This window comes from Streptosporangium sp. 'caverna' (genome assembly GCF_003203775.1).
GTDB lineage: Bacteria > Actinomycetota > Actinomycetes > Streptosporangiales > Streptosporangiaceae > Streptosporangium > Streptosporangium subroseum.
In genome coordinates, this window is record NZ_CP029711.1 from 10,537,976 (window position 1) to 10,554,658 (window position 16,683).

General features: G+C 67.5%; 14 protein-coding genes. 7 read left to right on the forward strand and 7 right to left on the reverse strand.

Features of this window, described 5'->3' with window-relative positions; all coding sequences use genetic code 11:
* Positions 1-152: 152 nt before the first annotated feature.
* The 3 genes from DKM19_RS45545 to DKM19_RS45555 form a co-directional block, all read right to left on the reverse strand.
* Positions 153-2,300, reverse strand: coding sequence for a heterodisulfide reductase-related iron-sulfur binding cluster (locus DKM19_RS45545; protein ID WP_110704836.1), 2,148 nt, complete (start codon positions 2,298-2,300; stop codon positions 153-155).
* A gap of 265 nt (positions 2,301-2,565) precedes the next feature.
* Positions 2,566-3,183: a TetR family transcriptional regulator gene (locus tag DKM19_RS45550; RefSeq protein WP_110704837.1), complete on the reverse strand. Its 618-nt coding sequence runs from the start codon at positions 3,181-3,183 to the stop codon at positions 2,566-2,568.
* A 267-nt stretch (positions 3,184-3,450) separates the two neighbouring features.
* Positions 3,451-4,263 (reverse strand): sugar phosphate isomerase/epimerase, encoded by an 813-nt coding sequence (locus DKM19_RS45555; RefSeq protein ID WP_089210073.1) that lies wholly within the window; start codon positions 4,261-4,263, stop codon positions 3,451-3,453.
* 277 nt (positions 4,264-4,540) lie between these two features.
* Between DKM19_RS45555 and DKM19_RS45560 the strand changes: the two genes are divergently transcribed.
* The 6 genes from DKM19_RS45560 (at position 4,541) to DKM19_RS45585 (ending at position 9,894) form a co-directional block, all read left to right on the forward strand.
* The gene (locus DKM19_RS45560) at positions 4,541-5,239 is read left to right on the forward strand and encodes a class I SAM-dependent methyltransferase (RefSeq protein WP_110704838.1); all 699 of its coding nucleotides are present in this window, start codon (positions 4,541-4,543) and stop codon (positions 5,237-5,239) included.
* 163 nt (positions 5,240-5,402) lie between these two features.
* Positions 5,403-5,783, forward strand: coding sequence for a MerR family transcriptional regulator (locus DKM19_RS45565; protein ID WP_110704839.1), 381 nt, complete (start codon positions 5,403-5,405; stop codon positions 5,781-5,783).
* Positions 5,780-6,094: a thioredoxin gene (gene trxA / locus DKM19_RS45570; RefSeq protein ID WP_110704840.1), complete on the forward strand. Its 315-nt coding sequence runs from the start codon at positions 5,780-5,782 to the stop codon at positions 6,092-6,094. Before DKM19_RS45565 ends, trxA begins: the two co-directional genes overlap by 4 nt.
* A gap of 184 nt (positions 6,095-6,278) precedes the next feature.
* Complete coding sequence (radA, locus tag DKM19_RS45575) at positions 6,279-7,679, forward strand: DNA repair protein RadA (protein WP_110704841.1); 1,401 nt, start codon at positions 6,279-6,281, stop codon at positions 7,677-7,679.
* A gap of 172 nt (positions 7,680-7,851) precedes the next feature.
* Entirely contained in the window at positions 7,852-8,937 is a 1,086-nt protein-coding gene (gene disA / locus DKM19_RS45580; protein WP_110704842.1) for a DNA integrity scanning diadenylate cyclase DisA, read from the forward strand.
* Positions 8,938-9,420: 483 nt separating this feature from the next.
* On the forward strand, positions 9,421-9,894 hold the full coding sequence (locus tag DKM19_RS45585) for a carboxymuconolactone decarboxylase family protein (RefSeq protein WP_110704843.1): 474 nt from the start codon (positions 9,421-9,423) through the stop codon (positions 9,892-9,894).
* Positions 9,895-10,040: 146 nt separating this feature from the next.
* On the opposite strand, the gene DKM19_RS45590 is transcribed toward DKM19_RS45585, so the two are convergent.
* A complete protein-coding gene (locus DKM19_RS45590) occupies positions 10,041-10,721 on the reverse strand; it encodes a hypothetical protein (protein ID WP_110704844.1) in 681 nt (226 codons plus the stop codon).
* A 259-nt stretch (positions 10,722-10,980) separates the two neighbouring features.
* Between DKM19_RS45590 and DKM19_RS45595 the strand changes: the two genes are divergently transcribed.
* Positions 10,981-11,856: an A/G-specific adenine glycosylase gene (locus DKM19_RS45595; RefSeq protein WP_204358529.1), complete on the forward strand. Its 876-nt coding sequence runs from the start codon at positions 10,981-10,983 to the stop codon at positions 11,854-11,856.
* Between the two features lie 333 nt (positions 11,857-12,189).
* Here DKM19_RS45595 and DKM19_RS45600 read toward each other — a convergent pair whose 3' ends face one another.
* The 3 genes from DKM19_RS45600 to DKM19_RS45610 all read right to left on the reverse strand — a co-directional run bounded on the left by DKM19_RS45600 (position 12,190) and on the right by DKM19_RS45610 (position 16,627).
* Positions 12,190-13,140 (reverse strand): TIM barrel protein, encoded by a 951-nt coding sequence (locus DKM19_RS45600; RefSeq protein ID WP_110704845.1) that lies wholly within the window; start codon positions 13,138-13,140, stop codon positions 12,190-12,192.
* A gap of 368 nt (positions 13,141-13,508) precedes the next feature.
* A complete protein-coding gene (locus DKM19_RS45605; protein ID WP_089212590.1) occupies positions 13,509-16,016 on the reverse strand; it encodes an ATP-dependent Clp protease ATP-binding subunit in 2,508 nt (835 codons plus the stop codon).
* A 278-nt stretch (positions 16,017-16,294) separates the two neighbouring features.
* Positions 16,295-16,627, reverse strand: coding sequence for an Lsr2 family protein (locus DKM19_RS45610; RefSeq protein ID WP_089212589.1), 333 nt, complete (start codon positions 16,625-16,627; stop codon positions 16,295-16,297).
* Positions 16,628-16,683 lie beyond the last annotated feature (56 nt).

Genomic DNA, 16,683 nt, shown 5'->3' on the forward strand with positions numbered 1-16,683 from the left:
AACCGCCGTCGAGCCCGGGGATCAGAACGCTCCGAACCGCCGTCGAGCCGGGGCTCAGAGCACTTCGAACCGCCATTGAGCCGGAACTCAGAACGCCCCGAACCGCCGTCAAGCCGGGGTTCGGAGCGTTCTGACCGTCATCGATCCGGGGCTCAGGAGGCTCCGACCGGCTGACCCTTGATGGACTTGATCAGAAGCTGGGAGACGTCCACGACCTCCAGCGTCTCCTTGGCCTCGCCCGAGCTCTTCTTCTCGTTGATCGAGTCACCCAGCATGACCAGGCAGAACGGGCACGCGGTGGAGATCGTGTCCGGGTCGGTGGTCAGCGCCTCGTCCACGCGCTCGGTGTTGATGCGCTTGCCGAGCCGCTCCTCCATCCACATCCGCGCGCCGCCCGCGCCGCAGCAGAAGCCGCGGTCCTTGTGGCGGTGCATCTCCTGGGTCTGCACGCCGGGGACCTTGGCCATGATGTCCCGCGGCTGGGAGTAGACCTTGTTGTGGCGGCCGAGGAAACACGGGTCGTGGTAGGTGATCTTCTCTTCGATCGGGATGACCGGGACGAGCTTGCCCTCGTCCACCAGCTTCGCCAGCAACTGGGTGTGGTGGACGACCTCGAAGGTGCCGCCGAGTTGCGGGTATTCGTTGGCGAGGGTGTTGAAGCAGTGCGGGCAGGTCGCGACGATCTTCTTGACCCCGGCCTCGTTCAGCGTCTCGATGTTCTGCTTGGCCAGCATGTCGAAGAGGAACTCCATGCCCAGACGGCGGGCCGGGTCACCGGTGCAGGCCTCCATCGGGCCGAGCACCGCGAACTTGACCCCCGCGATGTGCAGCAGCTCCGCGACCGCCTTGGTGGTCTTCTTGGCCCGGTCCTCCAGGGCGCCCGCGCAGCCGACCCAGAACAGGTATTCGGTGTCCTCGGGCATTTTCTCGTCGATGAGCTGGATCTCGATCGGATCGTCGCGGCTCGCGAGCTCCTCGATCCAGTCGGCCCGCTTCATCTCGGACATCCCCCACGGGTTGCCCTTGTTCTCGAGGTTCTTGACCATGACGCCGGCCTCGGACGGGAAGTTCGACTCCACCATCACCTGGTAGCGGCGCATGTCGAGGATGTGGTCGATGTGCTCGATGTCCACCGGGCACTGCTCGACGCAGGCGCCGCAGTTGGTGCAGGACCAGAGCACGTCCGGGTGGATGACCCCGTCCTCGCCGACCAGGGGCTTGTTCAGCAGGGAGAGCACGTCCTCGTGCAGGTCGGCGCGCTGCTCCTCGGTGGCCATCAGGTACGGCGCGATCTTGAAGGCGTGGTCGCGCTGCTCCAGGATGAGCATCTTCGGCGACAGCGGCTTGTCGGTGTTCCACGCCGGGCACTGGTCCTGGCAGCGACCGCACTCCGTACAGGTGTAGAAGTCGAGGAACCCCTTCCAGGTGGTGTCCTCGATCTTGCCTCGGCCGAGCCTGTCGCCGTCGAGGTCCTCGTCCTCGAAGTCGACGATCTTGCCGTCGATCCGCATCGGCTGCGCCGCGCCCATGCCGTCGGGACGGCGGGAGAACATCACGTTCAGCGGAGCGGTGAAGATGTGCAGGTGCTTGGAGTTCACCACGATGACGAGGAACACCAGCATGACGCCGATGTGCAGAAGCAGCCCGACGTGCTCGATCACCTCGTTGGCCGAGGCGCCCAGCGGCTTCAGCAGCGCGGCGACGCCCTCGGAGGCGAACGCCCCGGACGCGTAGGGAAGGTTGCCGGTGTTGATCGCCGCACCACGGAAGAGGAGCATCGTCCAGATCACGTTGAAGATCATGAAGAGGACGAGCCAGGCGCCGCCGAGATGCGATCCCGAGAAGCGGGACTTACGTCCCAGCCGCTTCGGCGAGTTCTTGATCCTGATGACCGCGAAGGCGACCAGGCCCAGGAAGGCCGCGACCGCGATGAAGTCCTGCAGGAAGCCCAGGACCGCCCATGTCCCGATGAGCGGGATGTGGAAGTCGGGAGTGCCGGTGACCGCGCCCTGGATCAGGGAGCCGTACGCCTCGAGGTAGACGGTCGCCAGGATGAGGAACGCCCACATCACGAAGGCGTGCGCGACGCCGGAGGCCGTCCACTTCAGCAGCTTCCTCTGCCCCAGGACCTCGACCAGCTGAGCCTTGATCTCCTCGCCGACGTTCTTCCTGGCGTACTCGATCCGCTCGGGTGCGGCCGGCCCGATGGTGGCGAGCCTGTAGAGGAACAGCACACGGCGTGCGGCAAGCGTGACCGCGACGGCTGTCATGATCAGCCCGATGATCGCTACCCAGAGCACAGATCCTCCCAAGACGGCGTTGGCTGCCAGCGTACGACCGCCGGTCATCCACGGTGACGACGGGTCATCAGCAATCCTACCCGTGAGTAACTTTCTCTCCGAGCCGAGATCGCGTTGTCCGTAGTCACCATACGGTCAAACCAGTACCCAGAACAATGCTCTGTATACCGCTGCATGCCGTCCAGGACCGCCCGAAGGCCACGGGCATCCGTGCGTGCGGTCGGAGGTACGGGCCGGGGCTCCGGTCTTCACGCCGGAGGGGAGATCACCGGGGCGGATCGAGATAGCGCTGGATCGTGGGCGCGAGCAGCTCGACCAGCTCCTCGATGTCGATCGAGGCGAGTGGTTCGAGCTCGACGACGTACCGCATCAGGACCACGCCGAACATCTGGGCGAAGGCCACCTGCATCCGGAGCGGCGGGATCTCGAGGATCTCCGCGACCCGGTTCAGCAACGCCTGCGTCATGAACTCGCGGATCATGACGACCATCCGTTCGTTGGTCATCGCGGTGCGGACCAGCGCCAGCACGGGCTGGCGGGCCTCGGCGTCGGCGGTCATCGTCAGGATGAACCGGACCAGCCGCTCACCGATCTCCTCACGCGGCCCCGCGAGAATCGTCGGGATGACGTTCTCGGGGCTGATCGGCAGCTCCATGGCCGCGACGAACATGCCCTCCTTGCTGGTGAAATAGTGGTGGACCAGCGCCGGGTCCACCCCCGCCTGGCGGGCGATGCCCCGGATGGTGGCCTTGTCGAACCCCTTCTCGGAGAAGGTCTCGCGTGCCGCCGCGAGGATCTGTCCCCGCGTGTCGGCCGTCCCCGGCCTGCGTCCCGGACGCCTCTTGACCACCGTCGCAGGCTCTTCCGGCGGAGGTTCGGTCATGTCGTGCTCGCTGATGTCCTACTCGCTTACGGCCGGTTGGCTCACGCGCCGCCGTTCGCCGGCGCGCCGCCAACTTACGGATGGTTCAGCTGACACGTTCCAACTTACGGATGATTCGGACCAACTTACGGGTGGTTCGACTGACACGTTCTTATTTACGGATGGTTCGATTACCTGCTTACGGATAGACGGTTCACCCGTTCGCCCGCGTGTTCACCGATCTCACGCGTCGGCCTTCACCCGTCGGCTCTCACGCGTCGGACGACCTCACACGTTGGTCGACGCGGCGAGGTGCAGGCGCGCGAAGGCGAGGGCCTCGGTGAGATCGTCGATCCGCTCCGTACGGCTGGCGGCCTTGCGCGTGTTGATCTCCAGCACGACCAGCCCGTCGTAGCCGTTGCCCGCCATCCGCTCCAGGATCGGGGCGCAGGGCTGGCCACCCCGGCCGGGAACGAGGTGCTCGTCCTTGTTCTGCACCCCGACGCCGTCGGCCAGGTGCAGGTGGGCGAGCCGGTCACCGAGCTTGGTGAACATCTCCAGGGCGTCGGACCCGGACACCGCCGTGTGGGAGAGATCCAGCGTGACGTGCGGGAAGTCGTAGTCGACCGGATTCCAGTCGGGTGAGTACGGTACGACCTCGTTGCCCCTGGCCTTCAGCGGGAACATGTTCTCCACCGCGAAGACCACGTCCGTCTCGTCGCGCATCCTGGCGAGGCCGACCTCGAAATCGCGTGCGTAGTCGCGCTGCCAGCGGAACGGCGGATGCACCACGACCGTCCTGGCCCCGACCCGCTCGGCGGCCTTCTGCGCCCGTTGAAGCTTGGCCCACGGGTCCTTGCCCCAGACTCGCTGGGTGACCAGCAGGCATGGCGCGTGGATGGCCAGGATCGGCAGTTGGTAGTGGTCGGACAGTCGCTCCAGAACATCGACGTCCTGGCTCACGGGATCGGCGCCCACCATGATCTCGACGCCGTCGTATCCCAGCCGCGCGGCCAGCTCGAAGGCGTCAGGGGTGCGTTCGGGGTACACCGACGCGGTGGACAGCGCGATCTTCGCCCCAGGTACTCGGATGGCACTCATACAGCTTCCTTGTCTCCGGCTCGGAGTACACGCTCGCGAACGCCGCCGTGCCCGTTGACCCGCTCGCCTCGCCCGCTCATACAACCTCCCCGCCAGACGGCGCGGAGCCCGCATTCGCGAACGCCGCCGTGCCTGATGGCTCGCTCGCTTCGCTCACTCACGTTTGCCAGCCTAAGCGCGTCCGGAGAAGAGTGGCGTGCAGCCTCACTGATGCATCGGAGATCACATCGTCAGGACGAGGGTCCTGTAACGGTTCAAGCGTCGCTACGGTAATGGCATGCCGCGGTTCATGAAGGGCGCCATCCCCAGCCCCAACATCTGGAACACCCCCCAGATCTATGAGGTGGAGAACCGCGCGGTGGACCCCGAGGGCCGGGTCGAGGCCGCGATGGCGGCCATCCGGCCGTGGATCGGGGCGACCGTCCTCGACATCGGTTGCGGCACCGGCTACCACCTGCCGTCCCTGTCGGCCACGGCCGCTCGCGTGATCGGCGTCGAGCCGCACGAAGACCTCGTCCGGCTGGCCGGGCAGCGCTGCCGTTCCCTGCCCAACGTCGAGATCCACGCGGCCACGGCTCAGGCGCTGCCGCTCGCCGACGCCTCGGTGGACGTGGCCTTCGCCCGCTGGGCCTACTTCTTCGGCCCCGGTTGCGAGCCGGGACTGGCCGAGCTCTCCCGGGTGGTACGGCGAGGCGGCGCGGCCTTCGTGATCGACCTGGACCCCACGCGCGGCGCCTTCGGCCGCTGGTTCAGCCAGTCCATCCCCGCCTACTCGGCCAGGTCCGTCGAAAGGTTCTGGAGCCGTCAGGGCTGGCACACCCAGCGCCTCGACCTGCGCATGTCCTTCGACCGCCGCGACGACCTGGAGGCGGTGCTCCGCATCGAGTTCACCCCCGCGATCGCCGAGCGGGCCATCGCCGAGACCCCCGGCCTGGAGATCGCCTACCCCAACGTCCTGCGCTGGAAGCTGTTCTGACCGCTCGCCCCACGATGGCGAAATCAGCGAAGGGCGCCGCGACGAGGGCCGTCGCCGGACACGGCGACGACGGAGCGGCAGACGGAGGAACAACCGGATCGTCGCAGGTGCTTGACCTTGACGTCGGTGTCAACGTTTATCGTGAGGCCAAGGGGAGGGCCGAATGCGGATTGGGGAGCTCGCGCGACGGGCCGGGGTCAGCACCCGGGCTCTGCGCTACTACGAGCAGCAGGGCATGATCGTGGCGCGGCGGACGGCCAACGGCTACCGGGAGTACGGCGAGGCCGACCTCAAGCTCGTCACCGAGATCCGCTCGCTGCTCAGCGTCGGGTTCACCCTGGAGGACGCCCGGCCGTTCGTGGCCTGCCTGCGGGCCGGGCACGAATCCGGAGGATCCTGCCCCGAGTCGGTGGCGGTCTACCAGCGCAAGCTGACCGAGATCGACGACGAGATCCGCACGCTGCTCAACCGGCGGGCAGAGGTGGCCGCACAGCTGACCACGGCCTGTCCCGGATGCGTACTGAGGAAAATAGGAGAATCATGATCACACTGACCGCCGAGAACTTCGCCGAGCAGGTGCTGGAGAGCGACAAGCCGGTCCTGGTCGACTTCTGGGCCGACTGGTGCGGACCCTGCAAGATGATCGCGCCCGTCCTCGAGGAGATCGAGGCCGAGTACGGCGACCGCCTCACGATCGCCAAGCTCAACGCCGACGAATACCCCGAGATCACGGCCAAGTACGGGGTCCTCGGCCTGCCGACGCTCAACCTCTACAAGGGGGGCGAGGTGGTCCAGCAGATCAAGGGCGCCAAGCCCAAGCGCCTGCTCCTCGCCGACCTCGAAGGCCACATCTAGGCAGGACCGCTCCGGGGTCGCCTCCGACCCCGGGCGACGGGGCCGTGCGGTCCGCCACCGAGCCCGCTCCGGCCCGGGCCGGGTGACATCTGTCCGGCGGGGTGACGCCTCCGTGACTTTTTTCACCGGGTGGGGCACGCCGTACCGGGCGAAAGTTGTCGGTCCCTGCCGGTACCGTTCGGCCATGGTGAAGAAGGTCGGCTATCGCTGTGCCGAGTGCGGATGGCAGACCGCCAAATGGGTGGGGCGCTGTGGCGAGTGCCAGGCCTGGGGCACGGTCGCCGAGGAGAGCGCCCGCGGAGGCGTGCACGTGGCCACCGCCGGGGCGGTGTCGGCTCCGGCCGTCCCGATCGGGCAGATCAAGGCCGAGGTGGCGCACGCGCGCAGCACCGGGGTGCCCGAGCTCGACCGGGCCCTCGGCGGCGGCCTGGTGCCCGGCGCGGTCGTCCTGCTGGCCGGTGAGCCCGGCATCGGCAAGTCCACGCTCCTGCTGGAGGCCGCGGCCAAGATCGCCCGGCAGCAGACCGTCCTCTACATCACGGGCGAGGAGTCCGCCGCCCAGGTGCGGGTCAGGGCCGACCGGATCGGCGCGATCCAGGACCGTCTCTACCTCGCGGCCGAGACCGACCTGGGCGCGCTGGTGACCCACGTCGAGCAGGTCCAGCCCGACCTGCTCATCGTCGACTCGGTGCAGACCATCGGCTCCGCTCTCGCGACCGGCGTCCCCGGTGGGGTCACGCAGGTCAGGGAGGTCGCCGGCAACCTGGTGCGGCTGGCCAAGGAGCGCGGCATGTCCACGGTGCTGGTCGGCCACGTCACCAAGGAGGGCTCGATCGCCGGTCCCCGCACGCTGGAGCACCTGGTCGACGTCGTGCTCCACTTCGAGGGCGACCGGCACTCCCGGCTCCGCATGGTCCGCGCGATCAAAAACCGGTACGGCCCGGTCGACGAGGTCGGCTGCTTCGACCTGCACGAGGGGGGCATCGAGGGCATCGCCGACGCCAGTGGCCTGTTCGTCTCCCACCGCGCCGAGCCCGTCCCCGGCACGTGCGTCACGGTCACCCTGGAGGGCACCCGGCCGCTGCCGGCCGAGGTTCAGGCCCTGGTCGCCAGGACCGAGGCCCAGCAGCCCCGCCGCTCCTCCTCCGGGCTCGACACCTATCGGGTGACGATGGTGCTGGCCGTGCTGGAGCGGCGGCTCAACGCCAAGCTCGGCGGCTGCGACGTGTTCACCGCGACCGTGGGCGGCATCAAGCTCAGCGACCCCGCGATCGACCTGTCGGTGATGCTCGCGGTGGCCAGCGCGGCCGGAGACAAGGCGCTGCCGTCCGGGCTCGTCGTGCTGGGCGAGGTGGGCCTGGCCGGGGAGCTGCGCCCGGTGCGCGACGTACGCCGCCGCCTGTCGGAGGCGGCACGGCTGGGCTTCACCCGCGCGCTGGTCCCCACGGGCTCCCTCGACACGGGCAAGAGGCGCAACGGCGAAAACTCCCTGGTCCCGGTCGCCGGGCGCGGGGCGAGCTTCGCACCCGGCTTCGACGTCGTCGAAGCGCAGAATGTCTGGGACGCACTCACACACGTCACATAGATCACACACGTTCGGCGACCGGCTGCCCCGGTGGCGACCTCGGCGCGGTGATGACCGGCAGATCCGGTCAGAATGCGCGGTCACCGTATTTGTGCGTGATCCTCCGACGATTCCGGCCCTCACGGAACCTTCGCCGGTAAGCTGAGCGTGATACGCGGACCACGGGGGTCATGTGGCAGCAACCTATAGAGGTCTCGACGAACGCCGCAGAGGCATTCTGGCCGCGGTCGCCCCAGGCACCGCCTTACGCGACGGCCTGGAGCGCATCCTCCGCGGTCACACAGGCGGTCTGATCGTGCTGGGCTATGACGGCACGGTCGAGGAGATCTGCAGCGGCGGGTTCGAGCTGGACGTCGAGTTCTCCGCGACGCGACTGCGTGAGCTGGCCAAGATGGACGGCGCCATCGTCCTCAACTCGGATGATCTCAAAATCGTGCGCGCGGCCGTGCACCTGATGCCCGACCCGTCGATTCCCACCGACGAGTCCGGCACCCGGCACCGCACCGCGCAGCGCGTGGCGGTGCAGACGGCCTTCCCCGTCATCTCCCTCAGCAAGTCCATGCGGATCATCGCTCTTTACCTGGACGGCATCCGCTACGTCCTGGAGGAGTCCGCGGTGATCCTTTCCAAGGCCAACCAGGCCCTGGCCACGCTTGAGCGCTACAAGATGCGCCTGGACGAGGTCTCCGGCACGCTGTCGGCGCTGGAGATCGAGGATCTGGTGACGGTCCGCGACATCGCGGTGGTCGCCCAGCGACTGGAGATGGTCAGGCGCATCTCCGACGAGATCGCCGGCTACGTCGTCGAGCTCGGCACCGACGGCCGGCTGCTCTCCCTGCAGCTGAACGAGCTGGTGGCCGGCACCGAAAGCGACCGCGAGCTCATCGTGCGCGACTACCTGCCCGCGACGGGCCGCCGACCGCGCAAGTTCGCCGAGGCCCTGCACGACCTCGACCAGCTGTCCTCCGACGATCTGCTCAATCTCTCCGCCGTGGCCCAGATTCTCGGCCACTCGGGCAACGACGTGCTGGAAGGCCCGGTGAGCCCCAGGGGCTACCGCCTGCTGGCCAAGGTTCCCCGCCTTCCCGGCACGGTGGTCGATCGCCTGGTCGACCAGTTCGCCAGTTTGCAGAAACTCCTGGCCGCCAGCATCGGTGACCTCCAGGAGGTGGGCGGGGTCGGCGAGGCCAGGGCCCGTCACATCCGGGAGGGCCTGTCGAGGCTGGCCGAGTCGTCCATCCTGGAGCGCTACGTCTAGGCGGTTTTATCTGGATCGGCGAGAGGGCCGGTTCATCTGGCTCAGCGAGCGAGCCCGTTCATTTGGCTCAGCGAGCGGACGGGAGATCGAGCGGGCCGGAGGAAGGCCTTTACGCGTGGAGCCGGACAAGAGGAGACCGGCGACCATGAGAGCCGGGTGACGTCTCGGCGGCGGTGCCGAACTTCGTCGTAGGTGGTCGCCGCCGCGGTGTGACGGGGGAAACGCACACCACCTTCGTTGACGTCGCCGTAGGCGAACCCTGCCCCGGGCCGACGGGGAGACGCACGTCGCATTCGTTGACGTCGTCATAGACGGACCCTGCCGCAGGCCGCCGGAGAGACACAGGTCACATTTGTTAACGTCGTCATAGGTGGACCCCGTCGCGGGGCGACAGGGAGACGCACGTCACATTCGCTCCTGTCACATCTCGCCGAGCCAATACGTCAGAGAGGTGTAACCACCGACAACGGCAAGGAGTGCACCATGGATGCACGGTTGAACGCCTTCGGCAACCCGGTCGCGGGCAAGTTCCTGAAGCACATCGTCTCGGCGGGCAAGGTGGTCTCGGACTCGACGCTGCCGACCGCGACGCAGGAGCTGGTGAAGATCCGCGCCAGTCAGATCAACGGCTGCGGCTTCTGCACCGACATGCACACCAAGGACGCCACGCACGCCGGGGAGACCTCGACGCGCCTCAACCTGGTCGCGGTCTGGCGGGAGGCCACGGTCTTCACCGAGGCCGAGCGCGCCGCCCTGGAGCTGACGGAGCAGGGCACCCGCATCGCCGACGCGGCCGGTGGTGTCACGGACGAGGTCTGGGCGAATGCCGCCAAGCACTATGACGAGGACCAGCTCGCCGCCCTGGTGTCGCTCATCGCCCTCATCAATGCCTTCAACCGCCTGAACGTCATCACCCAGCAGCCCGCCGGCGACTACCAGCCCGGCCAGTTCGGATAACAAGAAGCACCTGGCCGGGGCCGTCTGCGCCGTCTCGCGCCGGCATCAGCACACGCCCTGGGCGCCGCTCACCGGTGCCCGGGGTGTTGTTCTGGCACACCCGGCGTTCGGCGTTCGGCGTTCGGCGTTCGGCGTTCGGCAAGGATCTAGCGGAGGTGGAAGACGGTCTTGGGGCTCCTGAGACCGGGAGCGCGGGCCACGGCCACGTAGGTGCCGGGACGGGCAACAACCTGATCGGCCTTGCAGTCGGTGCCGGACCGGCGACGATCCCATTCGATCTCCCGGACGTACGGGATGCCGCGCTCAAGCTTGCGGACGTTGTCGATCTCTCCGCCGACACAGTCGGCGGAGGACCAGACGCGGTCGTTGCCGGAGGTGATGCGAACCTCCATCCCCCGGGGCCCGACATCGACCGTGCACATCTCGTCGCCGATGTTCACCAACGTGAGAATGAACCGGGGCTGGCTGCCCGACGCGTAGACCTCTCCCTGGTCCGCCATGTTCAGCACGAGGTCGGGAGAGTCGCAGACGTCCCCCGGCCGCTTCTGCCGGGAAATCTCCTGGGCCTTTTCGGACTTCGACGTCGGGCTCGGCGTAGGGCTCGGAGAGGGACTGATCGTCACGGTGGACAGGATCGCCGGCAACGGATCCGGCGTGGCCGATCGAGCACCCGAGGCACTCTCCTCCGACGCGTTCTCGGGACCGCTCGTCGAGGAGCAGGCCCACGCCACGACCGCGACCACCACGAGCACCCCGACGAGCGCGGCCATCCGGCGCCGCCAGTAGACGTCAACGCCTATATCGTTGCGGAACGTGTCCGGATCCATACACACAGTATGGAGAGTCCTTTCGCTCCGTGGGGAACGACCCGCCGCCACCCTCATCCGTTTCAGCGGTCGAAGACAGACGAAAACGGCCCAAGCGGGCCTGCTCCGGCCCCGCCGAAGGCAGATGAAGACGGGCGGGCAGGCTCGAGCCGGCATTGCCGAAGAACGGATGAGGACGGAGCGAACAGATCCACTCCGGGCCCGCCGAAGGCCGATGAAGGCGGGGCGAGCAGACCCGATCCGGCACTATCGTCGGAAGGTGCCCGAGTCGAACCGCCTGCTGGAACCCATTCTTGACTGGTATGCCGAGAATGCTCGCGACCTCCCCTGGCGCACACCCGACGCCTCGCCATGGTCGATCCTGGTCAGCGAGATCATGTTGCAGCAGACGCCGGTGGTCAGGGTGCTGCCCATCTGGATCGAGTGGATGGAGCGCTGGCCGACGCCGGCCGCCCTCGCCAAGGAGGCTCCCGGCGAGGCCGTACGGCACTGGGGCCACCTCGGCTACCCCCGCCGCGCCCTCAACCTGCACGCGTGCGCCCGGGCGATCACCGACCATCACGGCGGCGAGGTCCCCTCCGAGCACGCCGCCCTGCTGGCCCTCCCCGGCATCGGCGAGTACACCGCGGCCGCGGTGGCCAGTTTCGCCTTCAAGGGCCGCCACGCCGTTCTCGACACCAACGTGCGGCGAGTCCTGGCGCGGGCCGTGAGCGGCGAGGAATACCCGCCGAAGGCCACCACGCCCCCCGAGCGCAGACTCGCCGCGTCACTGCTCCCCGACGCCGACCGCGCCCCCGTGTGGGCGGTCGCCGTCATGGAACTGGGCGCCCTGGTCTGTACGGCCCGCGCCGCCCGTTGCGCGGACTGCCCGATCAACGACCTGTGCGCCTGGCGCCTGGCGGGCAAGCCCGCCTACGACGGCCCCGCCCGCAAAGGTCAGACCTACGCCGGCACCGATCGCCAGTGCCGGGGCCGCCTCCTCGCCGTCCTTCGGCAGTCCCACGGCCCCGTCCCCAAAGACGCTCTCGACGTGGTCTGGGACGACGCCCCGCAGCGTGAGCGCGCCCTCGACGGTCTGATCACGGACGGTCTGGCCGAGGTCCTCGACGACGGCACCTACCGCCTTCCCGGCTGACCGGCCCGAGGGGTGGGTGTAGTCGTCTTCCCCGTCGGCTTATCCGAGCGGCCCGCCCGGCAGGCACCACCGTCTTCCCGGCCGACCGGCCCGACCGGTGGGTGTAGTCGTCTTCCCTGCTGACTTATCCGAGCGGCCCGACCGGCAGGCACCGCCGTCTTCCCGGCCGACCGGCCCGACCGGTGGGTGTAGTCGTCTTCCCCGTCGACTTATCCGACCGGCCCGAGCCGCCCGGCCGGCAGGCACCGCCGTCTTCCCTGTTGATTTATGCGACCGGGAAGACGGCTTGAGGCCGTTCGCCCGGCTGATCGACGCGACCTGCCGGAGGAACGGTCAGGCGGCGAGGCGCAGGCCGAGTGAGGTGAGGTTGGTGCGGGCCCAGTCGAGCTCTTCGGCGATCATGGTGACCAGCGCGCCGGGCCCCTTGGCCCGCAGGGGCACGGTCAGGTCGTGGGCCTCGACCTCGATGTGGGCGGTGCCGTTCACCGCGCCGGAGAGCATCGCGGTGAGGGTGTCCTCCATGACCGAGCGGGTGCTCGGGAGCTCCCTGCACGAGGCTGCCATGTGGTTGTGAACGTGGCCGAGCTTGACCACCGGGGCTCCGACGGCCGCCATGCCGCGCAGGGCGGCTCCGGCCTCCTCAGCGCCTCCTGCGAGGTAGCAGGCGTCCAGGCAGACCCCGAGGTGCTCGGAGTCGATGCCGCCGACGCGGTCCAGCGCCTGCTTGGTGGTCTCCAGCACGCAACCGGGCCACGGCTCGAAGCCGACCCTGATCGTCTTGCCGGTGACGCTGTAGAGACCGCGCAGCTCTCGGGCGAGGCGCTCCAGGCGGCGCGAGGCGATCGCGTGCAGGTCGGCCGGCCAGTCGCGGCGCCAGCCGATGGGGATGGTGGAGATGCTTCCGAAACGGACGTCCTCCGGCAGCAGGAAGGCCAGGATCCTGGCCAGCGCCATCGTGTAGCGGTAACGCTCGGGCTTCGCCCAGTCGGGGCCGGGAGCATCCTGGTTGCGGCCGCCGGTGCCGTTGAGGCTGACGACCTCCAGGCCGCGCTCCTCAAGGGAGCGGCGCAGGCGCACCAGCTCGATCCGGTCGGCCGTGAGGTGGTCGGCCACGCTCGGGGAGAGCCAGAGTCCGACGCCCATCCGCTCCACGCCCAGGCGCTTGCGCACCGGTACGGCGTATCGCGTCAGGTGCGCGATCAGGTTCTCCAGATCCTCGGCGGGGTGGACGCCCGCGTTGTAGGACAGGTGAACGAGCGTCCCGTCCTCGTGCCGCATACGCATCCAGTGCCTCCAAGGCCGTACTCCGTGTAAGCGGCCCCGATCACCCCGCGCCGGCAGTGCCGACGCCGCGGGCCAGAGGCCTCCCTGCCGGGAATTCGACCCGGCTCGTTGAAGCATCCCGGGCGGGCACCGATCTCCGCGTCACTCCGGGAGACGATCCTTCGGTACGTCGCTGGGCGGACTCCGTCGCCGATCTCCCCGCGATGAGCACATTTGTGGCTCACGTGGGCAAAACTTGGCCGAACTCGCTCTACAGAGTGTAGTACTACCCGTGGTGGCGAGATACCTCCTTTAGTAACAAATAAGCAGACCCCGCCGTAGATCTCCCTACGACGGGGTCTGCCTTTGCCTGTTAGGGCAGGTCGGTCCTAGTTCTGGATCGGCTCCGCAATGGCGGCTGCCGAGTCAGGAACCTGGGCGACCGGCGCGGACTCACCGACGAAGGTGAACTTCGCGTTCTCGCCCTCGCCCTCGACCGCGATCTTCACGACCTGGCCGGGACGGAGCTCGCCGTACAGGATCTTCTCCGACAGGTTGTCCTCCAGCTCGCGCTGGATCGTGCGGCGCAGAGGACGGGCGCCCATCACCGGGTCGTATCCACGATCGGCCAGCAGCTGCTTGGCCTCCGGCGTGAGCTCCATCGACATGTCGCGGTCCTTCAGCCTCAGGTCCACCATGGCGAGCATCAGATCGACGATCTTGATGATCTCCTTCGGCGTCAGCTGGTGGAAGACCACGATGTCGTCGACACGGTTGAGGAACTCGGGCCGGAAGTGCTGCTTGAGCTCCTCCTGGACCTTGGACTTCATCCGGTCGTAGTTGGACTCGGCGTCGTTGTTCTTGGCGAAGCCGACCCCCTGACCCTTGGAGATGTCACGGGTGCCGAGGTTCGTCGTCATGATGATGACGGTGTTCTTGAAGTCCACCACCCGACCCTGGGCGTCGGTCAGACGACCGTCCTCCAGGATCTGCAACAGCGAGTTGAAGATGTCGGGGTGTGCCTTCTCGATCTCGTCGAACAGCACCACCGAGAACGGCTTGCGCCGCACCTTCTCGGTCAGCTGACCGCCCTCTTCGTATCCGACGTAACCCGGAGGGGAGCCGAACAGACGGGAGACGGTGTGCTTCTCCATGAACTCCGACATGTCCAGCATGATCAGCGCATCTTCGTCGCCGAACAGGAACTCGGCCAGCGCCTTGGACAGCTCGGTCTTACCGACACCCGAGGGGCCGGCGAAGATGAACGAGCCACCCGGACGACGCGGGTCCTTCAACCCGGCGCGGGTGCGGCGGATCGAACGGGACAGACCCTTGATGGCGTCGTCCTGACCGATGATCCGCTTGTGCAGCTCGTCTTCCATGCGGAGCAGTCGCTGGGACTCCTCCTCGGTGAGCTTGAAGACCGGGATGCCGGTGGCCGTGGCGAGGACCTCGGCGATGAGCTCCTCGGTGACCTCGGCGACGACGTCCATGTCGCCGGCCTTCCACTCCTTCTCCCGGCGCTCGCGCTTGAGCTGGAGCTGCTTCTCCTGATCGCGCAGCGCCGCGGCCTTCTCGAAGTCCTGCGCGTCGATCGCGGACTCCTTGTCGCGCCGCACGTTCGCGATCTTCTCGTCGTACTCGCGCAGGTCCGGCGGCGCGGTCATCCTGCGGATCCGCATCCGCGAGCCGGCCTCGTCGATCAGGTCGATCGCCTTGTCCGGCAGGAACCGGTCGCTGATGTAGCGGTCGGCCAGCTGCGCGGCGGCCACAAGGGCGCCGTCGGTGATCGAGACCCGGTGGTGCGCCTCGTACCGGTCGCGCAGTCCCTTGAGGATCTCGATGGTGTGGCTCAGGCTGGGCTCGGCCACCTGGATGGGCTGGAAGCGCCGCTCCAGCGCGGCGTCCTTCTCCAGGTGCTTGCGGTATTCGTCCAGCGTGGTGGCACCGATGGTCTGCAGCTCACCACGGGCCAGCATCGGCTTCAGAATGCTGGCCGCGTCGATCGCGCCCTCGGCGGCACCCGCGCCGACGAGCGTGTGCAGCTCGTCGATGAACAGGATGATGTCGCCGCGGGTGCGGATCTCCTTGAGGACCTTCTTCAGCCGCTCCTCGAAGTCACCGCGGTAACGCGACCCGGCCACCAGGGCGCCCAGGTCCAGGGTGTAGAGCTGCTTGTCCTTGAGCGTCTCGGGCACCTCGCCCTTGACGATCTTCTGGGACAGCCCTTCGACCACGGCGGTCTTGCCGACGCCGGGCTCGCCCACCAGAACGGGGTTGTTCTTGGTCCTGCGGGACAGGACCTGCATGACCCGCTCGATCTCCTTCTCTCGGCCGATCACCGGATCCAGCTTGCCCTCCCGGGCGGCCTGGGTCAGGTTGCGGCCGAACTGGTCCAGCACAAGGGAGGTCGACGGTGCGGCCTCGGTCGGACCGCCCGCGGCGGCCGGCTCCTTGCCCTGGTAACCATGGAGCAACTGGATGACCTGCTGGCGGACCCGGTTGAGGTCGGCGCCAAGCTTCACCAGCACCTGCGCGGCCACCCCTTCGCCCTCACGGATGAGGCCAAGGAGGATGTGCTCGGTACCGATGTAGTTATGACCCAGCTGCAAGGCCTCGCGGAGCGACAGCTCAAGGACTTTCTTGGCACGCGGGGTGAACGGAATGTGCCCCGACGGCGCAGACTGACCTTGGCCGATGATCTCCTCGACCTGCTGACGCACACCCTCAAGACTGATGCCGAGGCTCTCCAGAGCCTTGGCGGCAACGCCTTCACCTTCATGGATCAAGCCAAGAAGGATGTGCTCCGTACCGATGTAGTTGTGGTTGAGCATCCGGGCTTCTTCTTGAGCCAGGACGACAACCCGTCGTGCGCGGTCGGTGAACCTCTCGAACATCTCGTCGCTCCTCACAGAGCGGTCAGGCAGGTCCGGGATATCCGAGCCCTGTCATCCCGCATGGTAGCCCCGACCCGGCGACCGCTCTATGCAGAAGACGTTCCCCGAGAGCAGGGCGTTCACCCTCCATCCAACTACTTACGGGGGGTGGGATGTTCCCGCTACGCCGCAAGCGAACGACGTTTATCAACCACTCAAACACATCATGCGGTCATGGCCGCCACCGGACCCCACCGTGACCGCCATAACCGCATGATTCACTTGATCTAGTGAGTGATCTAGTGAGCCGCTTCGTACTGCTCGACGATCTTGGAGGCGATTCGACCGCGCTCGCTGACATTAAGGCCGTGCGACTTCGCCCACGCCCTGATGTCGGCGCTCTTCTCTCGCGTGAGAGCCCGGGCGCCACCTGCACGGCGACGACGAGTGGCCAGGGCGCCGGAACGGCGGGCGCTCTGCACGAAAGCCGACAGAGAGTCGCGGAGCTTCTTCGCGTTTACCTCACTCAGGTCAATCTCGTAGCTGGCGCCGTCAATCGCGAAGGCGACAGTCTCATTGGCCTCGCCCCCATCGAGGTCGTCGATGAGAATCTCCTGGATCTGCTTGGCCATCTACGCAATCCTTTCGCGGAGTATTGTTTCATTCGCTAGCTAAACATATACCCGCA